This is a genomic window from Pseudomonadota bacterium (assembly GCA_039193195.1).
Lineage (GTDB): Bacteria > Pseudomonadota > Gammaproteobacteria > Steroidobacterales > JBCBZW01 > JBCBZW01.
Genome location: JBCCWS010000001.1, coordinates 25,368 through 47,953 on the forward strand (window position 1 = coordinate 25,368; position 22,586 = coordinate 47,953).

The following is a 22,586-nucleotide window of genomic DNA, read 5'->3' on the forward strand; positions in this document are numbered from 1 at the left end:
CCGTCGCTCGCGAGCGACGGGGCTTCCCACTCAGTCAGTCACGCGATCAGAACTGACCGCGCAGCTTCAGGTACCACAGGCCGCCGAAGAAACCGCTCGGCGAGGTGGTCGGGTACAGGGCGCCCACGATACCGGCGAACGGGTTTTCGTCCGGGAAGGTATCGAACACGTTTTGTGCACCCAGCACCACTTCGATGCGGTTGTCGAACATGGTGGCGGCTGCCTCCATGTCCACGGTCACGATCGCATCGCTGTCAATCGGCAGGTCGCAACCGCCGAGGGCCGGATCGTCGTTCGTGGCGTCGAGGTGACACTCGAAGAACTCACCCCAGTAGTTCAACCGCACCATGCCGCGGAACGGACCCTGGAAATGGTTGAAGGTGAGGTTGCCGCGGAAGTTCGGGATGTTCTCCTCGAGCTGACGCTGACGACCCAGGGACAGGGGCGCTGCCGTGTCCAGGCCGCGATCGGTCACTTCCGTGTCGGTGTAGTTGAACGCCAGGGCCAGCGACGAGCTCGAGCCGTCGTAGATCGTGAAGTCCGTGTTGGCGACCAGGTCGATACCCTGCGTGCGCGTGTCGAAGGAGTTGTTGAAGAAGCCGAAGCTTGCCAAATCCTCCGAACCGGCGAAGTCCGCTGCGTTCAAGATCCCTGCATCGTCCAGGGCGAAGAGCGCCTGGCTGGTGGTGGGGTTGTCCGGCAGCATCACGCCGTTTTCGTTGGCCGTCGCGATCAGCTCACCCTGGAAGTCCTGCTGGGTGGAGATCGAGATGCGGTCGTCCACTTCGATGCGGAAGTAGTCCAGCGTGAAGCTGATCGGACCCGCGTCGAAGGCGGCGCCGATGGAGAAGTTCACCGAATCCTCAGGGCCGAGTTCAGGACGCACACCCGTCTGCGCTTCCAGGCGGTCAGCGATGAACTGACCGGCGGCACTCGAGAGCGGAATCGTGCCCTGGTCGTTCAGCACGCCGCCGGTGAAGGCGGTGGTGATGTTGGTCACGTTGGCCTGACCGGCCGTCGGTGCCTTAAAGCCCGTGCTGATGGTCGAGCGCAGAGTGACGTTATCGTTAGCCTGGAACAGGCCGCCCACCTTCCAGTTGGTGGTGCTCCCGAAGGTGTCGTAGTCCTCGAAGCGAACGGCGCCTTGCAGGACGAAGCGATCGGTGATGTCCGTTTCCGTTTCGAAGTACAGGGCGTAGTTGCTCTGGGTATTGCTTCCGGCGGAGGCGGAGGTGAAGCCACCGAAGCCGTTGGAGCTCGAGGAGAAGCCCTGACCGGCCGGGAAGGCGTCGGACGGGGCGGCGAGGGGACCGATCTCGAAGGAGTTGGCATCACCGGCGATGATCTCGAATTCCTCTTCGCGGTACTGGAAGCCGAAGGCGATACCGATGTCCGAGGCGAAGACGCTGTTCGGGATGCCGTAACCGAGGTTCAACTCGATGTTGTTATCCGTTTGCACGTAGCCGCCCGGGTTGAAGTCGCGGGGCGAATCCGGACCGAGGGACGCGTTCAGCGTGTTGTTGATGAAGAAGTTGATCTCGTTCTCACCCCAGTAGTAACTGAGGTCGTAGGTGAGACCGTTGCCCCAGGGGATCTCCCCGCGCAGGCCAACGGCGACCGAGGCATCCTCCAAGTCACCCCCAAAGCGCGGCGTGAAGCCGCCGGGGATGGTCTCGACGAAGGAGAAGCAGTTCGGGTCAGCCTGCAGCGCGGCGAGGCCGGCTGCGTCGGGCAGGCCGTCGACCACATCCACCACTGGGCAGTTGCCGGAGCCGTCGGGCGTGAGGTCGCCGACCAGCAGCGTGGCGCCGCCGTCGTTTGAGTACACCCCGCCGCGGTTGGTCGGGTTACGGAAGAAGAAGCCGCCGTCTACGTTGCGCTCGGCGTAGTTACCGAAGGCGTAGAGTTCGGCGTACTCGTTCAGGGGCAGGCCAGCGTTGACGAAGACGGATATGTCGTCATTGATGTTCGGCTGACCCCAGATCTGCGTGAACTCGTCGGTGACGCCGTTCACGGAGACGTCCATCACGTCAGTGTTGCCGGCCGCAATGAGGCCGATCGCGTCATCACGCTGCACTGAGCGAATCGTATCGTTAACTTCACTGTACTCAGCGCTGAGGTTGATGAAGCTGCCGTCGGTCCAGAGGGGGAAGCCGATGTTACCGGAGATGGAGAACTGCTCGCCGTCTCCCGCGTAGGCTTCACCGCCCTCGATCTCGAAGGAGGCCCCTTCTGAGGCGTCTTTGAGCACGAAGTTGATCACGCCGGCGATGGCGTCCGAGCCGTACTGGGAGGCGGCACCGTCACGCAGCACTTCCACCTGCTTCAGGGCGATGGAGGGAATCACGGAGATATCTGGGCCCTGGGCGCCATCGGAGATACCGCCGCCGAGGAAGCTGATGACCGCGGCACGGTGGCGGCGCTTACCGTTGACCAGCACCAGGGTCTCGTCCGGCGCCAGACCGCGAAGGTTGGCGGGGCGGATGAGCGTGGCCGCGTCGGAGATCGGCTGGGTGTTCACGTTAAAGGACGGCACGGACGTACGCAGGATGTTTTGGATGTCCGTGTTGCCCTGATTGAGCAGCTCGTCCTGGCCGATCACATCGACCGGTGCGGGCGTCTCTGCGGCGGAGCGTTCGGCACGGCGAGTACCGACGCTGATGACCTCTTCCACGGGACCTTCGCTCTGGGCGAGGGCTAGCGTGGGCAGGCCGCCGCTGACGCAGGCGGCGGCGACGGCAACGACCAGCGGTAGCCGTGCCTGGTGAGTCGATAACTTCATAGGATCAAGTTCCCCCTAGACTCATTTACATTCCCCGCTCGCCAGCACGGCGACGGTTCGCTTGAGACACACGACTTAGAACTGGACCGAAAGCGGTTCCCCTTCGCCAGCCCATCCTGAAGCTCGCTTTCGCGGGTGCCCCCCTCTAATGGATCATCCGCGAAACACGCTGCAGGCCGTTGTCTTTACAACGGGTTTACCCTGCAGTGCAGTGTCATCGACCCGCAATATAGCCCAGCGCCGCGCGAAGTTGTATTAAAGCTTCCTGTCGATCCTCTGTGGGGTGTCGAATTTCCTGTCCGGATGTTGTTTCCGTGCAACGTGGGCCGGGCGCCACGCGGCGCATCGGATGGCCGAACGAACGCGGGCTCGCGCTTACGCGCTGGCGTTCGCGCTGGCGTTCGCGGACACTCCAGCCCATGAGTACGAGGGATGATGATCGCGATCTCGCATCGGTCGCGCGGGCGCGGATGAATGGCAAAGTGAAACCGCTCGGCTCACTCGGGCGCCTGGAGCCCTTGGCGATACAGCTGGCGCGGCACCTGGGGACGCTGACGCCGCACCTCGACGGCTGCCACTTGTTGTTGTTCGCCGGTGATCACGGGTTGGCCGTCGAGCCTGGGATCTCTGCCTACCCGTCGACGGTTACCCGTCTCATGCTGCAGACCTTTCTCGAGGGACGAGCCGCGGCCAACGTCCTGGCCCGTTCAGTTGGGGCTAGCGTGTTCGTAGTAGATGCGGGTGTGGCCGGTGAGGCGATCGAATCCCCTGGCCTCATTTCGCGCCGAATCGCCCCTGGCACCGCGAACAGTCTGCGAGGGCCCGCGATGACGTCCTCCGAGTGTGCCGAGGCGATCGACACAGGCGCTGCCTTGGCGCGCGAGCACGCGGCGCCGGTGCTGTGCTGTGGCGAGATGGGTATCGGCAATACGAGTGCGGCAGCGTTGGTCGCGCACAAGATCACCGGTGTCGAGTTGGCGCACCTCGCGGGTCCGGGCACCGGATTGGATGCCGCTGGCGTCGCTCGCAAACGAGCGTTGCTGATCGAGGCTGCCGCGCGCACGGCGAGCGCACTCCCGGCAGCGCAGGCAATGGCCGAGTACGGCGGGTTCGAGTTGGCGATGATGGCCGGCGCCATGCGTGGCGGCGTCGAAGCCGGCAGCGTGGTGATCGTCGATGGCTTCATCGCCACGGCCAGCGCGTGTTGTGCCCTGAGCCTCGCGCCCCACATCGCGGACGGTTTGGTCTTCGCCCATCGCTCGGCCGAACCAGGTCACCGGCACCTGCTTGCGCATCTCGACGTCCAGCCCCTGTTGGCGCTCGATATGCGCTTAGGCGAGGGCACCGGCGCGCTCCTGGCCTGGCCCCTCGTGCGCAGCGCTGCCGCCCTGATCAGCGAGATGGCGAGCCTTGAGGATATCGGCGTTACGGCGCCCCCCACGTGAGGGCTCGCTGGCGCCTCACCGATGAGCTCGCTGCGGCGGGGCTCGCGCTCCAGTTTCTCACTCGCCTACCGATCTCCTCCAGCGCCTGGTACAGCGAGCGACGGTCGGCAGCTTCCGTGCGCTACTACCCGCTCGTGGGCGCCCTGGTGGGCGCTGTCGCTGCGCTCGCGTGGTTGGCTAGCGATGCGCTCTTTCACGATTCGTTGCTGGCTGCCTTGATGGCGAGCTGTGCAACGATCCTATTCACTGGGGCGTTCCACGAGGACGGCCTCGCCGACACCTGCGACGGCATTGGGGGCGGAGTCACTCGCGAGGGAAGCCTGCAGATCATGCGAGATAGTCGTCTCGGTACCTACGGGGCGGTCGGCTTGACCGCGGTGTTGGCGATGAAGGTCGTAGCGCTCGTGGCCCTCTCTCGCGCGATGCCCATGGGCGTTCTTGCGATGACGCTTCTGGCCGGCCATGGCCTGAGTCGCGCCTCCAGCGTGCTGGTGGTGGCGACGAGCTGCTACGTGCGTGCCGAGGGGATCGCTAAACCTGTTGCCAAAGCCGTGGACGGTGTCAGCCTGGCCGTGGTCCTGGTCAGCGCTGCCCTTATGGCGGGCGGTCTAGCCTATGCGGGTCCCGCGTCGCCGGATATCGGCCGCCTCGTCGGTGGCCTTGGCGGGGCACTTATTGGCCACCTGTCCGCCCGGGTGTTCTTCGAGCGGAAGTTGGGTGGCTACACGGGGGATTGTCTCGGGTGCGTTCAGCAACTCAGCGAGTTTGGGCTATACCTCGGCGTGCTGGCGGCGGTGTAGGGTGGGATCGCTGCACCTGCTTCGACACACGCGCCTACAGGTGGATGAGGGCGTTTGCTACGGCCAGCTCGATGAGCCTTTGGCGACGAGCTTCGAGGCTGAGCGGGCGGCTGTCCTAGAGCGGTCGCACGCCTGCATGCCGACGGCAGTGTTCTCCAGTCCGCTGACCCGCTGCATGCGCCTTGCAGAATCGATAGCGGATGAACACGGGCTTAGCGCTCGCCGTGACAGGCGTCTGCTCGAGATGCACTTCGGCGCCTGGCAGGGTCGGGCCTGGGCAGAGGTACCGCGCCACCAGCTTGATCAATGGAGTGCGGACTTCTACCATGCGTCGCCCCACGGCGGCGAGAGCGTCGCCCAGTTCACCGTCCGCGTCCGCCAGGCGCTGGGTGAGTGTCAGGCGGCGTCGAGGCGCGCCTTGGTGGTGACCCACGCGGGGGTGATCAGAGCGGCGCTGGCGCTCACGCATCGGCCCGACGCTTGGCAGCAGCGCATCGGTTATGGGCAGCTGATTACCATCGACGAAGATCTCGCCGGCGAGGAATTCGTCGCGCCGACCGCGCGTTGACACGGGCGCGGCTGAAGTCCCATAGTGCCGCGCAGATGGTGTCCCCTGTGGACTTGATAGGGAACCCGGTGCAAGTCCGGGACTGTGCCCGCAACTGTGAACGGTGAGCTGGCAGCATGCTCGCCACTGGCGCTCGCGATGCAACGTGAGGGCTGGGAAGGCCGCTGCCCGAAGTGTTGACCCGTGAGTCAGTAGACCTGCCGTCGCGTCGCTCGTCCGGGGCCGGGCCCAGCCCTCAAGGACAGGGATCGACTATTCCCGTGAAGCGACTCGGTGTCCATTATCGCGCCGCAGGTTGCCCTGGCGATGGACTCAGGTTGCGAACGCGCTTGCGTCGGTAACGCCCGCGCGTCATCGGGAATTGACGATGCTCCTACCGCTGCGCCCCACCTCGCGCTTGCTCACCTGCGGGATGAGCCCTTCGGCCGCGCCTGTCGAGAGGGCATCCCGTGCACCGCGCGAGGCTAAGGGCCCTGCCCGCCGGCCGAGTGCGGCGGGCACTCAGGCCGCGCACAGGGTGCTGGGTTCCTGACCTTATCCGGCACCACCGCGCCGCCGTTAGTCAGCGGGGCGCTGATCGCCGAGGCGAGTGAGCGATGACTATCGCTCACCGCCCGCGCGATGCTGCCCTGGTAGTTGTGCTGCTCATCGCTATTGCGTTGTCCCTGTTTGCGGCGACCTTGCTCGGCTCCACTCCAATGCCAACCAGTCGGGTCTTGGCGGCCCTGGCAGGCGTCGGGATGCCAGGGGACGGTACCGTGGTGTGGGAGATCCGCTTGCCGCGCGCCGCTGCCGCTTGCCTCGTGGGCATCGCCCTCGGCGTAAGCGGTGCGGCCTTGCAGGGCCTGCTGCGCAACCCGCTGGCGGAGCCGGGGGTGCTCGGGGTATCGGCCTCAGCGACCCTCGGCGCCACCCTGGTGCTCTACTACGGCCTCGGCGCGGTAAGTGCGCTGTTCGTCCCGATCAGTGCAGCCTTGGCCGCCGTGCTGGCCACTCTGCTGCTTGCCGTGGTGGCCTTGCGTGTGCGTTCGGTGGTCACCTTGATACTCGTAGGCGTTGGTCTATCGAGCTTCGTCGGCGCGGTGATGGCCCTGCTGTTAAACTTGGCCCCGAACCCGGTGTCCTTGGCGGATATGATCAACTGGACGCTTGGCAGCGTTGCCAATCGCAGCGCACGCGATCTGGCCTTCGCCTTGCCGTTTATAGGTGTGGGCATAGTGATTTTGCTAGCCTCGCGGCGTCCCCTGACTGCCCTCGCCCTAGGCGAGGAGGCCGCGTCGGCGGTCGGCGTGCACCTGGCGCGAGCTCGCCTGCAAGTGGTCATCGGCGCGGGTATTGCAACCGGTGGCGCTGTCGCCCTCGCCGGTGCCGTCGGTTTCGTGGGGATCGTCGCACCGCACGTGGTCCGCCCCCTCGTTCAGTACGACCCTGCACGCACGCTAATCCCGGCTGGACTGTTGGGCGGGCTGGTGCTGGTACTAGCGGACATCGCTGTGCGACTGGTGCCCACCACCAGCGAGCTGAAGCTCGGCGTAGTGGCGGCGCTGCTCGGAGCTCCCGCCTTCGTTTGGATTGCGATGCAGCGCCGAACGGTGCAGGGAGAGCGCACTTGAGCGCGCAGGCGCCCATTGCGCTGGTGCTGGCGGGCGTCCGCGCGGCGATCGAGCGGCGCGAGGTATTGCGCGGCATAGACCTGCGCATCTCCCAAGGGGAGCTTGTGGTGCTGCTAGGTGCGAATGGCGCGGGCAAGACCAGCCTCATGCGCTGTGCGCTGGGCTTGGCGCCGCTAAGTGATGGGGAAGCGACCATCGGCGATACGGCGGCCCATCGCCTGACGCCGGTGGAGCGGGCGAAACTCGTCTCCTACCTGCCTCAGACGCGCTCGTTGGCTTGGCCCGTTCGAGTCATCGACGTGGTGTCCTTGGGCCGGTACGCCTACGGCGCGACGCCTGGGCGCCTAGCGGATGAAGACCGCCGGGCGGTGAACGACGCGCTGGCTGCATGCCGCCTGACTGAACTTATTCACCGTCGCGCCGATGCTCTGTCCGGTGGAGAGTTAGCGAGGGTGCATCTGGCACGGGCGCTCGCCGCCGAGGCGCCCTTGCTCGTGGCGGATGAGCCTGTGGCGGCGCTTGATCCCCGCTACCAGTTCGGTGTGATGCACGGCCTGCAGCGCTACGTGCGCGAAGCGGGGGGCGGTGCCTTCGTGGTGCTGCACGATATCGCCCTGGCGGCGCGCTTCGCCGACCGGCTGGTGTGGCTACAGGACGGGCGCGTGGTCGCGGACGGTCCCCCGCGCACCACGCTCACCCCCCAGCGCCTACGAGATGTGTTCGCCATCGAGGGCCGCGTGAGTGAGGATCCGGATGGTCTAACGGTACGCATTGTCGATGCCCTGGCACCGTAGCGGGCACTTGCACGGCACAGCCTGTGGTGGCGGGCGCTCTCCCGGATGAGGGAGTGGATACTGGTCGATGAATCGGAAAATCGCCATCCGGTCGGTTGCCCTGCGATCGCCGACCTTGGCACGCTCGTAGGGTCTTGCGGCGAACAGGAAGGATGATGATGCGAGAGCTTCAAGCGGTACTCACCGCCACGATCGTGCTCCTGGGCAATGCTGCCTGCAGCAGCGTGCACACCTATAGCGGCACTGTTGTCGATGGCTCTGGTGCGCCGATCGAGCGCATACGAGTGGAGCTGATGCGCCAGGCGCCGACCCCGTTCGCTTCGCCGAAGCGTCTCACCACGACGACGGCCGATGAGCAGGGGCGATTCTCTGTGGAGGTGCCGCGCCGATCGACCTACCTACTGATCGGTGGCTGGGAGGTGGACGCCGCGGAGGCAGTCGGCGGGGAGTATCCGCAGATTGCCTTGCCCGGCCCGGAGTAGCCGATGCGCATGAGACGTGCGCTGTGTCAACGTGATTGAAAAGGTTAGGTAGATCTCAAGACTCTAAGCTCGCTCATGGGATCCGAATCCCAATCCCGCGACATAACAGGGATTTCTTGGGAAGTGTGTCCCGGATCCGCGACCGGTCGTCGGATGGGTCACAAATTCCTGACCTTGACACGAGAAAGCGTGGCGCGCGGCACCGCATCGGAGTGATCACCGTGGCTACAATCGGCCCACCGATCGGCCATTCCGCTGAAGGAACTAGCTCTTGCCTCTGACCGGGTCCAAGCGACTTCTCGCGAGTGCGTGCGCCCTACGGCCGCGGCCCGGCGCTGCCACACTCGTGGCGGTGCTCAGCGCCCTGCTGTTGCCTGCGAGCGTTCAGGCGCTCGATCCAGAAAAGCAGATCCACCACTACTTCACCGATACTTGGGGTTTACAGGACGGTCTGCCGCAGACGCAGGTGACGGCCCTGGCCCAAGGCGCGCGCGGCTATCTGTGGGTGGGAACTCGCGGCGGCTTGGCTCGCTTCGATGGCGTGCGCTTTCGCAGCTTCACTCCGCAGACTACGCCCGAGCTGACGGGGGCGATCATCCGAGACTTGCATCGAGATCGTCACGGTCGCCTGTGGGTCGCTACCTACAAGGGGCTCTCGGTCTACGCGGACGAGGTCTTTGGCGCCTTACACCTGGCGCTTCCAGATACCGCTGCGAACACCACCTTCGATGCGCGCGCGATCGCCGAGCAGGACGACGGCGCGCTGCTAGTGGCGACAGACCTCGGGTTGCTACAAACGGCAGGAGATCGACTGCAGCCGTGGAGTGATGCGCGGGAACCGGTACACGCCGTGATGACGCGAGGCGCCGAAGTGTGGGTAGGGGGCGTCGGTCGGGTCTGGCGGATGGACGCTGATGCACCCGCAACGATGTTGCACCTGCCCGACGACTTCGCCACCGCCACCGTCACCAGTCTCCTCGAGTACGAGGGTGCGGTGTGGGCGGGCACCAATCGCGGTGTCATTCGACTCGACGACGCCGGATGGCGACGGGTCTTCAATGCCGAGCAGCCGGTGACCAATCCCGTGACGGCGATGCACGTCGACGGTGACGGGATGCTCTGGGTCGCCACGGACGAACGCTTGTTGCGTTTTTTCAATGGCGCACTCGTCGCCGACTCGCCCGGAGCACCGACCTACCCGGCCATTCGCGCCTTCACCGAAGATCACGAGGGCAGCCTCTGGCTGGGTGATCACACCCTGAGCGTCGTGCGGGTGCGCAACGGTCTGACCAAGCGCTTTAGCGAGCGACACGGGCTAGTGGAGCGAGGGATTTGGTCAGTCGCTGGCGATCCGCTGCGCAGCGATGCGCTGTGGGTGGGTACACTGCAGGGCTTGTACTACTTCGTCGGCGATCGTTTCGACCTTATCGCCCCGCCCCAGGCCCTTCCGCATCCGGAGATCTACACTCTGTTCCCGGAAGGCGACCGCGTATGGCTGGGGACGCGTGGAGGCGGCGTGGCCCTGTGGCAGGACGGCGAGATCAGCATCCCTGCTGGCATGCAGTACCTGGTAGACGCCAAGGTCACTGGGATTCTGCGTGAGCCGGACGGTCCGCTGTGGATCGCCAGTTCCAAGGGGGTGTGTGCCTACCTCGCGGCCGAGCTCACCTGTCATGGCCGCGAGGCTGGACTCGGCAATCCGTGGGTGCGCGTCTTGCACTTGTCGAGCCGCGGTGAGCTTCTGGTGGGGTCTCAGCAGGGGTTGTTCCGCCTGGTCGACGGACGCTTCGAGCAGGTGGCGAGCGAGCTCGTTCCGCTCAGCGAGGACATCACCTCGATCAGCGAGCTCTCGGACGGCACCTTGGTGGTGGGCTCGCTCTCCTCTCACGTCTACCTTCGTCGTCAGGGCGAGTGGTACGCCTATGGTATGGAAGACGGGTTGCCAGAGCTAACGCCTTTCTTCGCAGCTCGCGACCAGTCGCGCTTTCTCTGGCTAGCGGGCCTTCGCGGCTTGTACCGGATCCCCTTCGCCCAGTTCTCGGCCTACGAGCGAGGCGCAGTTGACAGCCTGCAGGGGCAGATGCTGCTCACCGAGCGTGGCGACGTATTGGGTTCGGACAAGGCTTACTGTTGCAACGGAGCCGGTCGAGCTAAGGGTGTGTACCGCGACGGCGTGCTTTGGTTGCCCACCCGCGACGGGGTCATCGCTGTGGATAGCGAGCGCGTGCAGAGCAACCCGCACCAACCGGAGGTGGTTGTCGAGCAGGTGGATGCGGGCGAGGGCTGGCGCGATTTCTCCCGCGGTGGCGCCGTCGAGCTTGCGCCGGGTAACCGTAACCTATCATTGCGCTTTACTGGCTTGAGCTTTGCAGCGCCGCAGAGCGTTCGCTTCCGCTACCGCATGCGGGGCTTCGATACCGCTTGGCGCCGCCCCGGTGACAAGGCGCTGCGCACGGCGTTCTACACCAACCTGCCGCCTGGGCGCTACACCTTCGAGGTGACGGCAGCCAATAATGCGGGCGTGTGGCGTGAGCAACCAACCTCCGTCGACGTGCATGTGCGACCCCAGTTTTATGAGACGCGTTGGTTCGGCCTGTCGCTGGTGCTCGCCGTGCTTGGACTGATAGGACTGGGGCTTCGCCTGCTCCTCGATGGACAGCGGCGGCAGCGCGCGCGCCTGAGGGCTTTGGTGCAGGCGCGCACGCAGGAGCTGCAGGAGGCGAACCGCCACCTGCGCGAGTACAGCCGTCGTTTGGAGAGCGCCTCGAGTACTGATCCTCTGACAGGCCTTTGGAATCGGCGCTATCTCGACGATCAGCTGCCCATCGACTTATCGGTCTTGGAGCGAAAGCTCGAGTCCGACCCTCACAGCGGTTTGGTGACCGTGTTCGCGGTGGTCGACCTCGATCACTTCAAGGCCTTGAACGATCACTACGGTCACGGCGCTGGTGACCAGGTGCTACGGGAGTTCGCTGCCCTGGTCAGTGCCTTGGTGCGAGAGAGCGACTACGTGGTGCGATGGGGTGGCGAGGAGTTCGTGATCGTGCTTCGCGACGTGTTGCCCGCCGACGCGCAGCGTACCTTACAGCGCCTGTGTCAGGCGGTGGCCGATCACCCCTTCGACCTGATGAGCCACGGCGACGAGCCTCTGCGGGTCACCTGCTCCATCGGCTTTGCGTGCTATCCCTTCGTGCCGATAGGTGAGAACACCTTGACCTGGGAGCGTACGATCGAGGTGGCGGATGTGGCGCTCTACATGGCCAAACGCGCTGGGCGAAACCGGGTCCACGGATTGCTTGCTGGGGCTGATGTGAGCGACGGCGTGAGCATCAAGCAGATGCGCGCGCAGACGAAGTCGCTAATCGAAAGCGGCGCCCTGCGCCACCTGGAGCTTGCCAATCCCAAGCGTCCGCCGGCGGAGCACCATCACTAGCTCTGCTGGGCGAGAAAACGGTCGAGCGCATTGGCGAAGGCTTGTTTCTCGCGTTGGCCAAAGGCGCTAGGGCCGCCTCCCATCTCCACTGCGCTGGAGCGCATAGTGTCCATGAAGTCGCGCATGTTGAGTGCGGCGCGGACGTTCTCGCGCGTGTAGAGTTCTCCGCGAGGGCTAAGGGCCTGGGCTTGCTTGTCGATGGTCTCGGCGGCGAGCGGGATATCGGCGGTGATCACCAGATCTCCCGGGCTCACGCGGCGCACGATCTCGTGATCGGCTGCATCGAATCCCTTAGGCACCTGGAGCATGCTCACATTGGCCGCGCGCGGAACGCTTAAGGGCTGATTGGCCACCAGCGTTACGGGCACACCGGTGCGCGCCGCCGCCCGAAATAGGATGTCCTTGACGACTCCGGGGCAGGCGTCAGCATCAACCCAGATATGCATGGCGGATTATCCGTGGCCTCTTGGCAGCGAAAGACAGGCGGAAGGACTCGGCGACCTGGAGCAGGCGGCTCTAGGTTGCCGAAGGCAGACTATCGGCGTGGCTCTTCGTGCTGCCGCGTGTATCCGCCGAATACGCGGGCAGGCCCGCCTGGGGGCGCGCCTGCCCGCGTCACCACGCGTCGCATCAACTCCCAGCGGAGACCAAACCGCCGGCGCCGGTGGTCATGGGCAGCCAGCTGTAGATCTGTAGGCCGGGCTTCACCCGCGCGTGTTCCTGGGCGTTGTAGCAGCGCTTCTTAGACAGGCGCGATCCAAGCTCCGTATTGTCTACGCAAATTGTCTTCGGGATGCGCTTGTTGTTGGAGTAGTGCAGTGACGAGCTGAGCACAGTCATCGCCTTCGGCTGGCCGTCCACCTCGCCGGGGATGAAGCGAGACGCTTCTACGGACTCATGAGCCTGCTCCATGAGGTTGTCCGCATCGGCGGTCAGGGGGTTCTTACGGCTGCGGGCGTTGGCGGGGGCGCCCGAATCGTCCACGTCCACATAGACCACCAGGCGGAAGGCGCCGTCGTCGACGCACGCCTCACGCGGCGCGCGACCGTCGGCGCATATGTCTGCCGCTAACAGGCGCTCGTACCAGGTCTCCCGCCGGGTGAGAATTTCTTGTGGAGCGACGTAGTTGTCGCCGTGCTCTTTGGCGTACAAGCCCAGATTTGGGTAAGCGCTGGTCTCACACCGATCGCCCACGCAGCGCACCTTCACTCGCACGCTCATGACCACGTCGACGGGGTTGCCATTCTCTTCGGCAGGCTTGAACTTTGCGCGACGCAGGCCAGCGTAGGTAGCGCCCAGGACGCTCTCCGAGGTGCTCCCCTTGGCGCCTTCCGCGAGGCCACATTTGGAGCCGGCCGCCTTGCCCTTGCTGGTGACCAGGACCTGGCAGTTGATGGAGGCAGTGCCGTTGGCCCAGCGCATGTTCTTGGGGCGTTCCACCACACTGCTAAGGGGGATCTTGCCCCCGTCAGGCAGCGCGGGAGAGTAGTTTGCATGGGCGGCGGGCCCGACCAAGAGCGCGGCGACCAAGGTAGTGGCGAGGGGCGCCGCAAGGCGGCGTGCAGGGGATAGCTTCATTGGGGAGACTCCTCCGTGTTGAGCTGTTGCGACGGCACAACGTCTGGTCCGATTCTTACTTGATCGGCTTGCCGGGCTTGAGCTTACACCGTTCAGGGATTCGCAGCATTTGATTTAATTTGCGCGCAAATACATCGCGCTGTGGCGGGATCGAGGGAGACGTATCTATGGTGCAACAAAGAGGTGCATCGGCGGCGGTGCTGCTGCTGCTGGGAGCCTTCAGCGGGTTATTCGCGCGGGCAGGTGAGGTCGAGGTGGCAGCCGTTTCCATCCACCACCAGCAGGGCGATCGATACCGTTTTGCGGTCACCCTGCGTCACCACGATGAGGGTTGGGACCACTACGCGAACGCTTGGGAGGTGCTCACCCCGCGCGGTGAGGTGCTCGGGCGGCGCGTGTTGGCACATCCGCACGTGGACGAGCAACCGTTCACGCGGTCCTTGGCGGGAGTCAAGGTGCCTGCCGGTATCCTCGAGGTGACCGTCCGTGCCTACGACACGGTGCATGGGACTGGCGCGTCGAAGACGGTTCCAATGCCGGCGCCCGATTAGCGTGATAATAGTCGTTTGATCAGGGACATATACACGATAATATATACTAGAACGTAAACGCATGAGGACCTGGTGGGTAGGAAATCAACGCTCGATGAGGCGGCTGTCTTTCGCTTCGTCGGGGCGACGCTGGCGAAGGCTGGCGCAGTGACCTTGCAGGGCGTTGTGGAGGGCACCGGGTTTTCCATGGGGTCCCTCTACCATCGCTACCGCTCTCGAGAAGGGCTGCTCGCTCACACCTGGTTGGACGCGCTCGAAGCGTTCCAGAATCAGTTTGCAGCGTTGATCGAGCACGGCGGCGTGGAAGCTGGCGCACGAGCCGCCGCCTTGACGCCCGTGTTTTGTCGCCAGCATCCAGCGCGAGGCGTTGTGCTAGCGTGCTGTCGCGCCTCGGAGTTCGTGGGGGACAAGACGCCGCCGGCCCTTCGCGAGCGGATCGATCTCGCCAATCGTCGTGGCGCTGGAGCCTTAAAGCGTTTCTCCCAGCGAACGCAGGTGGATCTGATTACCTGTCAACTGGCCGTGGTGGGCATGCCCCTGGGGGCGGTGCGGTTGTTCCTGCCAGCGCAGCCGGTACCCCTTGCGCTCGATGAGCGCGTGCAGACGGCCTATCAGGCCCTAATGCAGTCGCCCTAGGCTAGCTTCGTGCGTATGCGCTTTGAGCTGACGCGCAGGTGCGCGAACTTTCGTCCAATACCCGTTGTTTCGCCGCCTGTGAACGGCTGGCCTCACGGAACGGCCTAGAGTTAGCTCCTCACTAGCGGGCTCTCCTCCATGACTGCCTCTACGCTCTACATCGAAGACGGTCGCTTTGACCGGTTGGTCTTTGCTACGCACTTCAAGGCCATGCGGCGCGATGATTTAACGCTCGACTGCGTGGACAGCGTGGAGTCCGCGGTGCACGCCATTCAGGCGTGCATGCCAGCCATTGTATTTCTGGACAATCGTGTTCCGCCCTACGACTCCTTTGAAGAGAGTCTCGCCGTGCTCGTTGACGCGGGCTTTGCTGGGCCCGTGGTGCTGGTGACCGGCTTGCCAACGGACGAGATGCAGCAAGCGGTTGACGGCGTAGGCCCCGTATGTGCGCTACTCGATAAGATCCAGCTGACTTCCCGGCGTTTGACCGAGGTGATCACCCCATTGCTCGCCCGTTTGCCGAATGGATAGATTTGTGGCGCGAGGCAACGACTCGACGAGAAACGTGATCTCCATCACGCTTTTGGTGCGAGGCTATCAATACATTCGTCGTGTGGATTCTGTTAACTAGGCGAGTTGTCGGGTTGGGGTCGCCGCTAGCGCACGCACCCGCCGGGCCGGAGTAAGTGGATGACCCCCGGATCCAGTACCTATCGACCCTCGGCAACCGATAGCGAAACACTGCAAAGCTACATTGCCGAGCTGCAGCAGCAGTACCTGGAGATGTGTCGCGTTCGCGATGAGCTCGAGACGTCGCGCGAGTGGTACCGCTTCATGTTCCAGAACTCGCCCGTCGCTTACCTGTGCTTCGACCGTTTCGGTGTGGTCAGCGATGCCAACGACCGCGCTCTCGAGATCCTCGGCCAAAGCGCCGACCGGGTGATTGGCAAGCCCGGTTTGCTGTTTTTCTCCGCGGCCGGTCGACGTGCCTTCGCGACGCATATCCGCCACGTGCTCGAAGAGGGGCAGCGCGAGATCGAGCTGGAGCTGAACTCGCCCGTGCACGGCTGGCAGCACGTGCTCATGTCGAGTATTCCCATCCCCCACGAATCAGGTACCCCCACTCATTGCCAGTCGGCCCTCATAAACATCTCAGAGTTGAAGCGTACGCAGGAACGCCTGGTGCAGACGCGCGACCACATGGAGACTCTGGCGCATCACGACGCTCTAACCGGTCTGCCGAATCGCCTGCTGTTTATGGATCGCCTTGAGCATGCGATCAATCGCGCAAGCCGAGAGAATTTGATAGGTGCCGTAATATTCTTCGATCTCGATCGCTTCAAGGTCATCAACGATTGCCTGGGGCACGAGGCCGGCGACACGCTGCTCAAGCAGATGGCGCAGCGGCTGCGTGAAACCACCCGCGCGGAGGATACGGGCGCACGCTTTGGCGGCGACGAGTTCACTATTCTCCTCGAGAACATCGTAAATCACGAGAATGCGGAGAACGTTGCGCGCAAGCTGCTTGCTAGCTTTGAGCGCCCGGTGGCGCTGAACGGGCAGACCGTGCGCGTGACGCCGAGCATTGGCATCGCCATGTTTCGAGGTAATGACTTGGAAGCCGGCGAGATCATTCGCAGGGCTGACGTAGCGATGTACGCGGCGAAGGCGAGCGGCGGCGCCACTCACCACGTATTCAAAGCCGCCGACGACGAGTTGGGTGACCGCCACGAGCTTGAGACGCAGCTCTACTCGGCGCTGAACGAAGAGCAGTTCCGAGTGGTGTTTCAGCCCCAGTTCCGTGCCGACGGGGCCACCGTGGCTGGCCATGAAGCGCTCGTGCGTTGGGAGCACCCTCAGCGCGGTACGTTGCTGCCGAGCGACTTCGTGCCCTTGGCCGAGGAGGCAGGGTTTATCGGCGAGTTGGGCCTTTGGGTGCTCCGCGAGGCGTGTCGTCAGAACATGCGCAACTGCGATGGCAACACGCCCGTAGCTCGCATCGCCGTGAACGTATCCCCGCTTCAGCTGGCCGCTGGCAACTTGGTGGAAGCGGTGCAGACCGTGCTGGATGAGACGGGCCACCCGCCTGACTACCTCGAGCTAGAGATCACGGAGACGGCCGTGATGTCAGAGCCTTCTACCGTGGTCGGTGTGCTCGATCGCCTGCGCGCGATGGGCGTGAGTATCGCCGTGGATGATTTTGGCACGGGCTACTCCTCGCTCGTGCTCCTTAAGCGCTTTCCCATCAATCGCTTGAAGATCGACGGCTCTTTCGTGCAGGGAATCGAGGATCAGTCCTCGGATCGCACGATCGCCCAAGCGATCATTTCGCTCGCTCAGCAGATGGCGATGGAGGTGGTTGCGGAAGGCGTAGAGACGCGCGCCCAGTTCGATTTCCTGCAGGATGCAGGCTGCGAGCTGTTTCAGGGCTATCTGTTCTCACCGCCCGCGGAAACGCTCTACCACGCCTGAGCGGCCACGCTTCAGCTCACCGGCAAGGTGAAGCTGACCGTCGTACCCATGCCAACGGTGGACTCCAGCCAGATGTGGCCGCCGTTTCGCTCGATGATGCGCTTGCAGATCGGCAGGCCAGTCCCTATCCCCGTCGGCCCATCGCTTGCGTTAGGTGCGATCAAGCCAAATACTTCGAAGGCCCGTTCGAGCTCACGTTCCGACATGCCGTTCCCCGTATCCTTGATGCGCAGGGTGATCATGTTGTCGTTGCGCTCGTGACTGACATTTACGCGGGCGGGGCGTTCGCTGTAGCGGATGGCGTTGTCGAGCAGGTGGTAAAAGACCCGTACCAGTTGGCTTCGATCCACGTACACTTCCGGGATCTCGCTAAGCTCGATCTGCGCACCGTCGGCGTCGATCAGTGGTCGCAGGAGCTTGATGGCCTCAAGGCAGGCGGACGCGCTGCAGATGGCAGTGGGTTGGGCGCCGCGGGTTTCCACGCGGGAGAACTCGAGCAGCCCCTTGATCATCTGCACCGCCTGATCGGCCGCCTGTCCGGCAGCGCGCAGCATCTCATGCTCATGCTCATGCAAACGATCGCCCATCGATTGCTGCAACGCGCCGCTCGCCGTGCCGACGATTCGCACGGGCTCTTGCAGAGCGTGAGAGACAGCGTAAGCAAAGCGCTGCAGCTCCTCGTGTGATTCGCGCAGCTTGCGGCTAGCGCTCATTACCCGCTCGACGCTGACGAAGGTCACCACGACACCCACGACCTGCTCATCGGCATCCCGGTACGGCGTCATGCGAAGGAGCAAGGTGGCCCCGAATCGATCGCGCACCTCCGTTTCGAAGAGCTGGCGATCCTGCAGCACTTGCTCCAGGTGCGCATTGAACTCGTCGAACTCGATGTGCTTGTCAAGGTGGGCGATCGGGCGGCCGATGTCCTGCTCAAGCAGATTGAACTGATAGGCGGCGGTGGGCGTGAACTTGCGGATGCGCAGTTCGCTGTCTAGGAATACGGTCCCGATCTCCGTGCTCTTGAGGAGATTGTGCATATCCGAGGTGAGTTCTGTGAGCTCGTCAATCTTACCCTCGTGCTCGCGGTTGACCGTGTAGAGCTCCTCGTTGACCGAGTGCAGTTCCTCGTTGGTGCTTTGCAGCTCCTCGTTGGCGGCCATCAGCTCTTCGTTGGTGGCCTGCAGCTCTTCATTGCTCGTTTCGAGGTCTTCCACCGCGGTCTGCAGGTGCTCGCGCGTGTAGCGAAGCTCCGTCTCGAGATCTAGCACCTGATCATCCGTGGCTTCCGAGTAGTCCATCTCAATGGGCGCGGCGCTGGGCATCGGCCGTGCCGACTCCTCGAAGCTGAGCAGGGTGTAAGGTGCCGCTTCCCGCCCTTGCTGGGGCAGCGGTCGAGCGTGGAGATCGATGCGCTTGAGTTCGCCGTCCAGCGCGACCTTGATGCCATTTAGGGCCAGCGGCTCTTCCGTGCTGTGTACCTTCTGCAAGGCACTGATCACGGCCAAGCGCAGATCGGCGATCACGAGCTCCGAGAGGTATAGGCTGGCCACGCCCGTTTGCGGCTGCAGAAAGCGACGTGCATCGCCGAAGGTATGGGCGATCTCCCCCGAGCCGCTGACCAGTATGCTGGCGGGCATGTACTGCTCCATCAGCACGTCGTAGGCGCGAATCAGGCTGGTGGGGCGCCCACCCAAAGCGCCGCGGGAGAAGCTGGGTGTCACCGGTGAGCGCTGCTCGTCCACGGGCGGTCGGCGCACGGGCGGCACGCGGAAGGAGGCGTTGGCGATGCGCCGCTCCGTGCGCTTGGTAAACACCTTGAAGCGATTGCTCTCCGTGCTGTAGTCATTCACCAGATCGCCCAAGGACTCGCTCGGGCCGAGGAACAGAAAGCCGTCCTTGAGCAGAGCGAAGTGGAACATGGCAAGCGCGTTGCGTTGGGCGCCTGCATCCAGGTAGATGAGCATGTTCCGACACATCACCATGGCGAGCTTAGTGAAGGGCGGATCGGTGGTGACGTCTTGGCGGGCGAACACCACCATCTTGCGAATGTCCGGCTTGACCAGGTAGCCCTTGGTCACGCGAGCGAAATGGCGTGCCAGGCGCTCAGGCGGCAAGGACGCCACGTGGTTTTCGTCGTAGACGCCGCTGGCTGCGAACTCCAAGGATCCCTTGTGCACGTCCGTGGCGAAGATCTTCACCGGCAGCTGGATGCGGCGAGCTTCCATGGCCTCGCGCAGCAGCATCGCAAGGCTGTAGACCTCCTCGCCAGTGGCGCAGCCGGGTGTCCATACGCGCAGATCCCCCTGTGACTGCGCGCGGCCCAAGATCTTCGGTATGACCTCCTCCTCGAGGTAGGTCCAGGCGGTGCTATCGCGGAAGAAGGCGGTGACGCCTATCAGCAGGTCTCGGTATAGCTGATCCAGTTCGTCCGGATTGGCGGAGAGGAAGTCGACAAACTCCTCCATCGTGGTCAGGTGCGCCTCGTGCATGCGCCGCTCGACGCGGCGCGCGACCGTGGCGATCTTGTAGCTGTTGAAGTCGAGGCCGTACTCGCGTCGCAAGAGGGCGAACACGCCGCCGTAAATCGGGTTGTCCGTGGGTTCAGGGATCGGCAGCTCTTGCTTGTCGCGGATGCGCATGAGCGCCGAGGGAATGTGCTCGGGGGCCAAGACCAGATCGACCACGCCGGTGGCGACCGTGTTGTTCGGCATGCTGTCAAAGCCCGAGGAGTCGGAGGTCTGGGCGATCACGAGCCCGCCCGCGTCGTGGACCGCTCTCGCTCCGTCTGTGCCGTCGTCGCCCGTGCCGGACAGTACGACGGCGATCGCCGCTTCACCCCATTGTTCGGCGAGGGAGACGAAGAAGTGGTTGATCGGACGGTGCCGAGCGGCGTCGGGCGTGAGCGGCACCGGTTGCAAGGTTTGGCGCGTGGTCAGAAGTTCGCAGCCCTCGGGCGTCACGTAGATGCGATTGGCCTGGATGGTCAAGGCATCGCGCACGGCGTGTATCGGCATGCGCGTGCGGCGGCCGAGCACCTGATCCATTACGCTTTCGAAGGTGGGCGAGAGGTGCTGCACCACCACGAAGGCCATGCCCGAATCAGTCGGCAGAGACTCGACGAAGCGCTCGAGCGCCTCCACGCCACCAGCGGACGCTCCGATGCCGACCAAGTGCGTCGCTGCGGTCAGCTGATTCCCCACCACAGTGTCATCCACGTTGTTGATTCCTCACCAGTCAGTGGGTGCGGGTGCCGATAGGGTGCACGGCGGAGTTTTAGATCAGCATACCTCGGGACGTCGCTTGGGGCGAAGATTATTGTTACCTCGAGGCCCAAGGTGATTCTCCCGCGCAAGGTGCGTGTGGTTCGAGGTGAGAGGCGCCAAAACTAGCGCTTTGTATGGCGCGACATGAGCGGCTTTAGTGCCCGGTGAAGATCGCGCGGCGCTTGGCGGCTCGCATTCGCCGCGACCATGCGACATGCTCCTTCCCCCTTTAGCGATGGAACACACTCGGGAGCCCTCCGTTGCGCCGATCTGCAGTCTCTTCGCTCGGCATCCTGGTGCTCAGCGCTTCGGCTGCCCTGGCGCGCCAGGGCGACGGCCTCGCCGATTCGGTGCAGTTTGTGCCGACACCCGCAGGCACCCAGAGCGCTCAACCTCATCTCGCGAGCGTCGGCGACACGCTAGTGCTCAGTTGGCTCGAGCCTGTCTCTGGCGGCGGCAAAGTGCTCCGCCAGGCAGTCCTTAGCGAGACGGGTTGGCAGGCGCGTCCCGCCGTGGCGACGGGGCGCCAGTGGTTCGTCAATTGGGCGGACTTTCCGTCCGTGGTGCCGATCGACGACCAGGGGCTTTGGGCAGCTCACTGGCTGCAGCGCCGCCCCGGCGGGCGCTACAGCTATGACGTGTACCTGAGCCTCTCGCAGGACGCTGGCCACACCTGGTCGGCCCCGCTGCTCGCGCACACGGACGGGACAGCGACGGAGCACGGGTTCGTGAGCCTCTTCCCTTGGGGCGACGCAGTAGGCGCCCTATGGTTGGATGGGCGATACACCGGCAGTGACGGCGGCCACGACCATGCGGACGCGACGGCGAAGCCTGAGCCGACGGTCCGCGGCATGACCTTGCGCGCGGCGCGCTTCGCGCCGGCCGGCGCGCGCTTGGAGGCGCTCGAGGTAGATGACCTGGTTTGCGATTGCTGTCAGACCGACGTGGCTGTGACCAGCTCAGGACCTGTGGCGGCCTATCGAAATCGTACGCTAGATGAGGTTCGCGACATCCACATTGCGCGTCTGGTGGATGGTGGGTGGGTCTTGGGCGGTCCCGTGGGTACACGGCGCTGGAAGGTGCGAGGTTGCCCGGTAAACGGCCCCGCCATCGACGCGCACGGCAATCGTGTGGCGGTTGCTTGGTATAGCGGCGCCGATGATCAGCCCCTCGTCAACCTGGCGTGGTCGACCGATGCGGGCGCCAGCTTCGGCGCACCAGTGACGGTCGATTCGCGCGCTCCGCTCGGTCGAGTGGATGTCGCGTTGCTGACCGGCGCCCGGGGCGCACTCGTGAGCTGGTTGCGTCACGTCGGGAAGGGTGAAGCGGGAGCACGCGGAGAGATCAGCCTTCGGTTCGTCGGCGAGACGGGGCAGGTAGGGCCGATCTTACCGCTGGTGGAAACGCTGGCAGCGCGACCCTCGGGGTTCCCCCAGCTTGCCGTTTGGAAAGAGCAGCTGGTGTTGGCATGGACCGATGCGGAGGCAGAACGCGTGCGGTCGGCGAGCGTGCCCTTGGCCGCGCTGCTCGGCGAAGATCTCAAAGAGCAGGCTGGTGCCGCGATTTCGGCTCACTAGGTAGCGAGTCTTACGGTTCACCTAACGGCAAGCGCTGGCTTCGTGCAACGCGCTGGGCGTGAGCGCTGGAGTTGATACTCACCGGGCGCCTTGCGCCGCTCAACCCGCGTTGCTCCAAGGCCTGTCGCTGCGCCTGCCCGAGGGCTGGATTGCTCGCGCGGGGTGCCGGGTTACCTAGAAGTGGGGTAAAGAACCAGCCGTCGCGCCGCGCCGTCAGGGGCGGCGCGACAGGGGGGCTTGGCGCCAACACCTCCACCTGTTGCACCACGCGGCTGGCGGACGCGGGGTTGAGCGGAGCCTCGTTGGGCGCACGCGCAGGCAGTGCGCGCGCCGCAGGCACAATCTGCGCGGGTGATGCCGTCGGTGTCACCACGGGAACGATGAGCGTCTCTGCCCGCGCGCTGAGCGGCGGCGTATCGCTCAGGTGCACGACGCCCTCGTTATCAACCCAGCGATATACCTCGCGCGCGTGGATGTTATCCACGGCAGCGAAAGTGAGCACGGCGGCTCCAACCGTGCCGGCGATCAATGATGTCAGACGGTGTGCGGACATGGCGCCTCCGAGCAACAGACGTGCACGGGAGTATAGACT

Annotated in this window: 17 protein-coding genes and 1 riboswitch; of the genes, 12 read left to right on the forward strand and 5 right to left on the reverse strand. The window is 64.4% G+C overall.

Annotated features, from left to right (window positions below):
* Positions 1 to 46: 46 nt before the first annotated feature.
* Positions 47 to 2,782, reverse strand: coding sequence for a TonB-dependent receptor (locus tag AAGA68_00145; GenBank protein ID MEM9383442.1), 2,736 nt, complete (start codon positions 2,780 to 2,782; stop codon positions 47 to 49).
* A 419-nt stretch (positions 2,783 to 3,201) separates the two neighbouring features.
* On the opposite strand from AAGA68_00145, the gene cobT reads away from it, so the two are divergent.
* From cobT to AAGA68_00180, 7 genes are all read left to right on the forward strand, one after another.
* Entirely contained in the window at positions 3,202 to 4,227 is a 1,026-nt protein-coding gene (gene cobT, locus AAGA68_00150) for a nicotinate-nucleotide--dimethylbenzimidazole phosphoribosyltransferase (protein MEM9383443.1), read from the forward strand.
* Positions 4,224 to 5,027: an adenosylcobinamide-GDP ribazoletransferase gene (locus tag AAGA68_00155; protein MEM9383444.1), complete on the forward strand. Its 804-nt coding sequence runs from the start codon at positions 4,224 to 4,226 to the stop codon at positions 5,025 to 5,027. The genes cobT and AAGA68_00155 overlap by 4 nt, the downstream gene beginning before the upstream one ends.
* 1 nt (position 5,028) lies before the next feature.
* Positions 5,029 to 5,595 (forward strand): alpha-ribazole phosphatase, encoded by a 567-nt coding sequence (gene cobC / locus AAGA68_00160; protein MEM9383445.1) that lies wholly within the window; start codon positions 5,029 to 5,031, stop codon positions 5,593 to 5,595.
* Between the two features lie 19 nt (positions 5,596 to 5,614).
* Positions 5,615 to 5,815, forward strand: a riboswitch (cobalamin riboswitch).
* 376 nt (positions 5,816 to 6,191) lie between these two features.
* Positions 6,192 to 7,208 carry an iron ABC transporter permease gene (locus tag AAGA68_00165; GenBank protein ID MEM9383446.1) on the forward strand — a complete coding sequence of 339 codons (1,017 nt, stop codon included), beginning with the start codon at positions 6,192 to 6,194 and terminating at the stop codon, positions 7,206 to 7,208.
* Complete coding sequence (locus AAGA68_00170; protein ID MEM9383447.1) at positions 7,205 to 8,002, forward strand: ABC transporter ATP-binding protein; 798 nt, start codon at positions 7,205 to 7,207, stop codon at positions 8,000 to 8,002. The genes AAGA68_00165 and AAGA68_00170 overlap by 4 nt, the downstream gene beginning before the upstream one ends.
* Before the next feature lie 152 nt (positions 8,003 to 8,154).
* The gene (locus AAGA68_00175) at positions 8,155 to 8,484 is read left to right on the forward strand and encodes a carboxypeptidase-like regulatory domain-containing protein (GenBank protein ID MEM9383448.1); all 330 of its coding nucleotides are present in this window, start codon (positions 8,155 to 8,157) and stop codon (positions 8,482 to 8,484) included.
* Between the two features lie 271 nt (positions 8,485 to 8,755).
* Positions 8,756 to 11,917, forward strand: a complete 3,162-nt coding sequence (locus AAGA68_00180) for a diguanylate cyclase (GenBank protein MEM9383449.1) — start codon at positions 8,756 to 8,758, stop codon at positions 11,915 to 11,917.
* On the opposite strand, the gene AAGA68_00185 is transcribed toward AAGA68_00180, so the two are convergent.
* Together AAGA68_00185 and AAGA68_00190 are read right to left on the reverse strand one after the other, a co-directional pair.
* A complete protein-coding gene (locus AAGA68_00185) occupies positions 11,914 to 12,363 on the reverse strand; it encodes a YaiI/YqxD family protein (protein MEM9383450.1) in 450 nt (149 codons plus the stop codon). The two genes, AAGA68_00180 and AAGA68_00185, sit on opposite strands and share 4 nt — an antisense overlap.
* 184 nt (positions 12,364 to 12,547) lie before the next feature.
* Positions 12,548 to 13,495 carry a hypothetical protein gene (locus AAGA68_00190; GenBank protein MEM9383451.1) on the reverse strand — a complete coding sequence of 316 codons (948 nt, stop codon included), beginning with the start codon at positions 13,493 to 13,495 and terminating at the stop codon, positions 12,548 to 12,550.
* A 167-nt stretch (positions 13,496 to 13,662) separates the two neighbouring features.
* Between AAGA68_00190 and AAGA68_00195 the strand changes: the two genes are divergently transcribed.
* The 4 genes from AAGA68_00195 (at position 13,663) to AAGA68_00210 (ending at position 17,154) form a co-directional block, all read left to right on the forward strand.
* Positions 13,663 to 14,046, forward strand: coding sequence for a hypothetical protein (locus tag AAGA68_00195; protein ID MEM9383452.1), 384 nt, complete (start codon positions 13,663 to 13,665; stop codon positions 14,044 to 14,046).
* 72 nt (positions 14,047 to 14,118) lie between these two features.
* On the forward strand, positions 14,119 to 14,682 hold the full coding sequence (locus AAGA68_00200) for a hypothetical protein (protein MEM9383453.1): 564 nt from the start codon (positions 14,119 to 14,121) through the stop codon (positions 14,680 to 14,682).
* Positions 14,683 to 14,820: 138 nt separating this feature from the next.
* The gene (locus tag AAGA68_00205) at positions 14,821 to 15,213 is read left to right on the forward strand and encodes a hypothetical protein (protein MEM9383454.1); all 393 of its coding nucleotides are present in this window, start codon (positions 14,821 to 14,823) and stop codon (positions 15,211 to 15,213) included.
* Positions 15,214 to 15,372: 159 nt separating this feature from the next.
* Positions 15,373 to 17,154: an EAL domain-containing protein gene (locus AAGA68_00210; protein MEM9383455.1), complete on the forward strand. Its 1,782-nt coding sequence runs from the start codon at positions 15,373 to 15,375 to the stop codon at positions 17,152 to 17,154.
* 11 nt (positions 17,155 to 17,165) lie between these two features.
* Here AAGA68_00210 and AAGA68_00215 read toward each other — a convergent pair whose 3' ends face one another.
* Positions 17,166 to 20,369 (reverse strand): chemotaxis protein CheB, encoded by a 3,204-nt coding sequence (locus AAGA68_00215; GenBank protein ID MEM9383456.1) that lies wholly within the window; start codon positions 20,367 to 20,369, stop codon positions 17,166 to 17,168.
* A gap of 308 nt (positions 20,370 to 20,677) precedes the next feature.
* On the opposite strand from AAGA68_00215, the gene AAGA68_00220 reads away from it, so the two are divergent.
* A complete protein-coding gene (locus tag AAGA68_00220) occupies positions 20,678 to 21,994 on the forward strand; it encodes an exo-alpha-sialidase (protein MEM9383457.1) in 1,317 nt (438 codons plus the stop codon).
* A 10-nt stretch (positions 21,995 to 22,004) separates the two neighbouring features.
* On the opposite strand, the gene AAGA68_00225 is transcribed toward AAGA68_00220, so the two are convergent.
* Positions 22,005 to 22,547, reverse strand: a complete 543-nt coding sequence (locus AAGA68_00225) for a DUF4124 domain-containing protein (protein ID MEM9383458.1) — start codon at positions 22,545 to 22,547, stop codon at positions 22,005 to 22,007.
* Positions 22,548 to 22,586 lie beyond the last annotated feature (39 nt).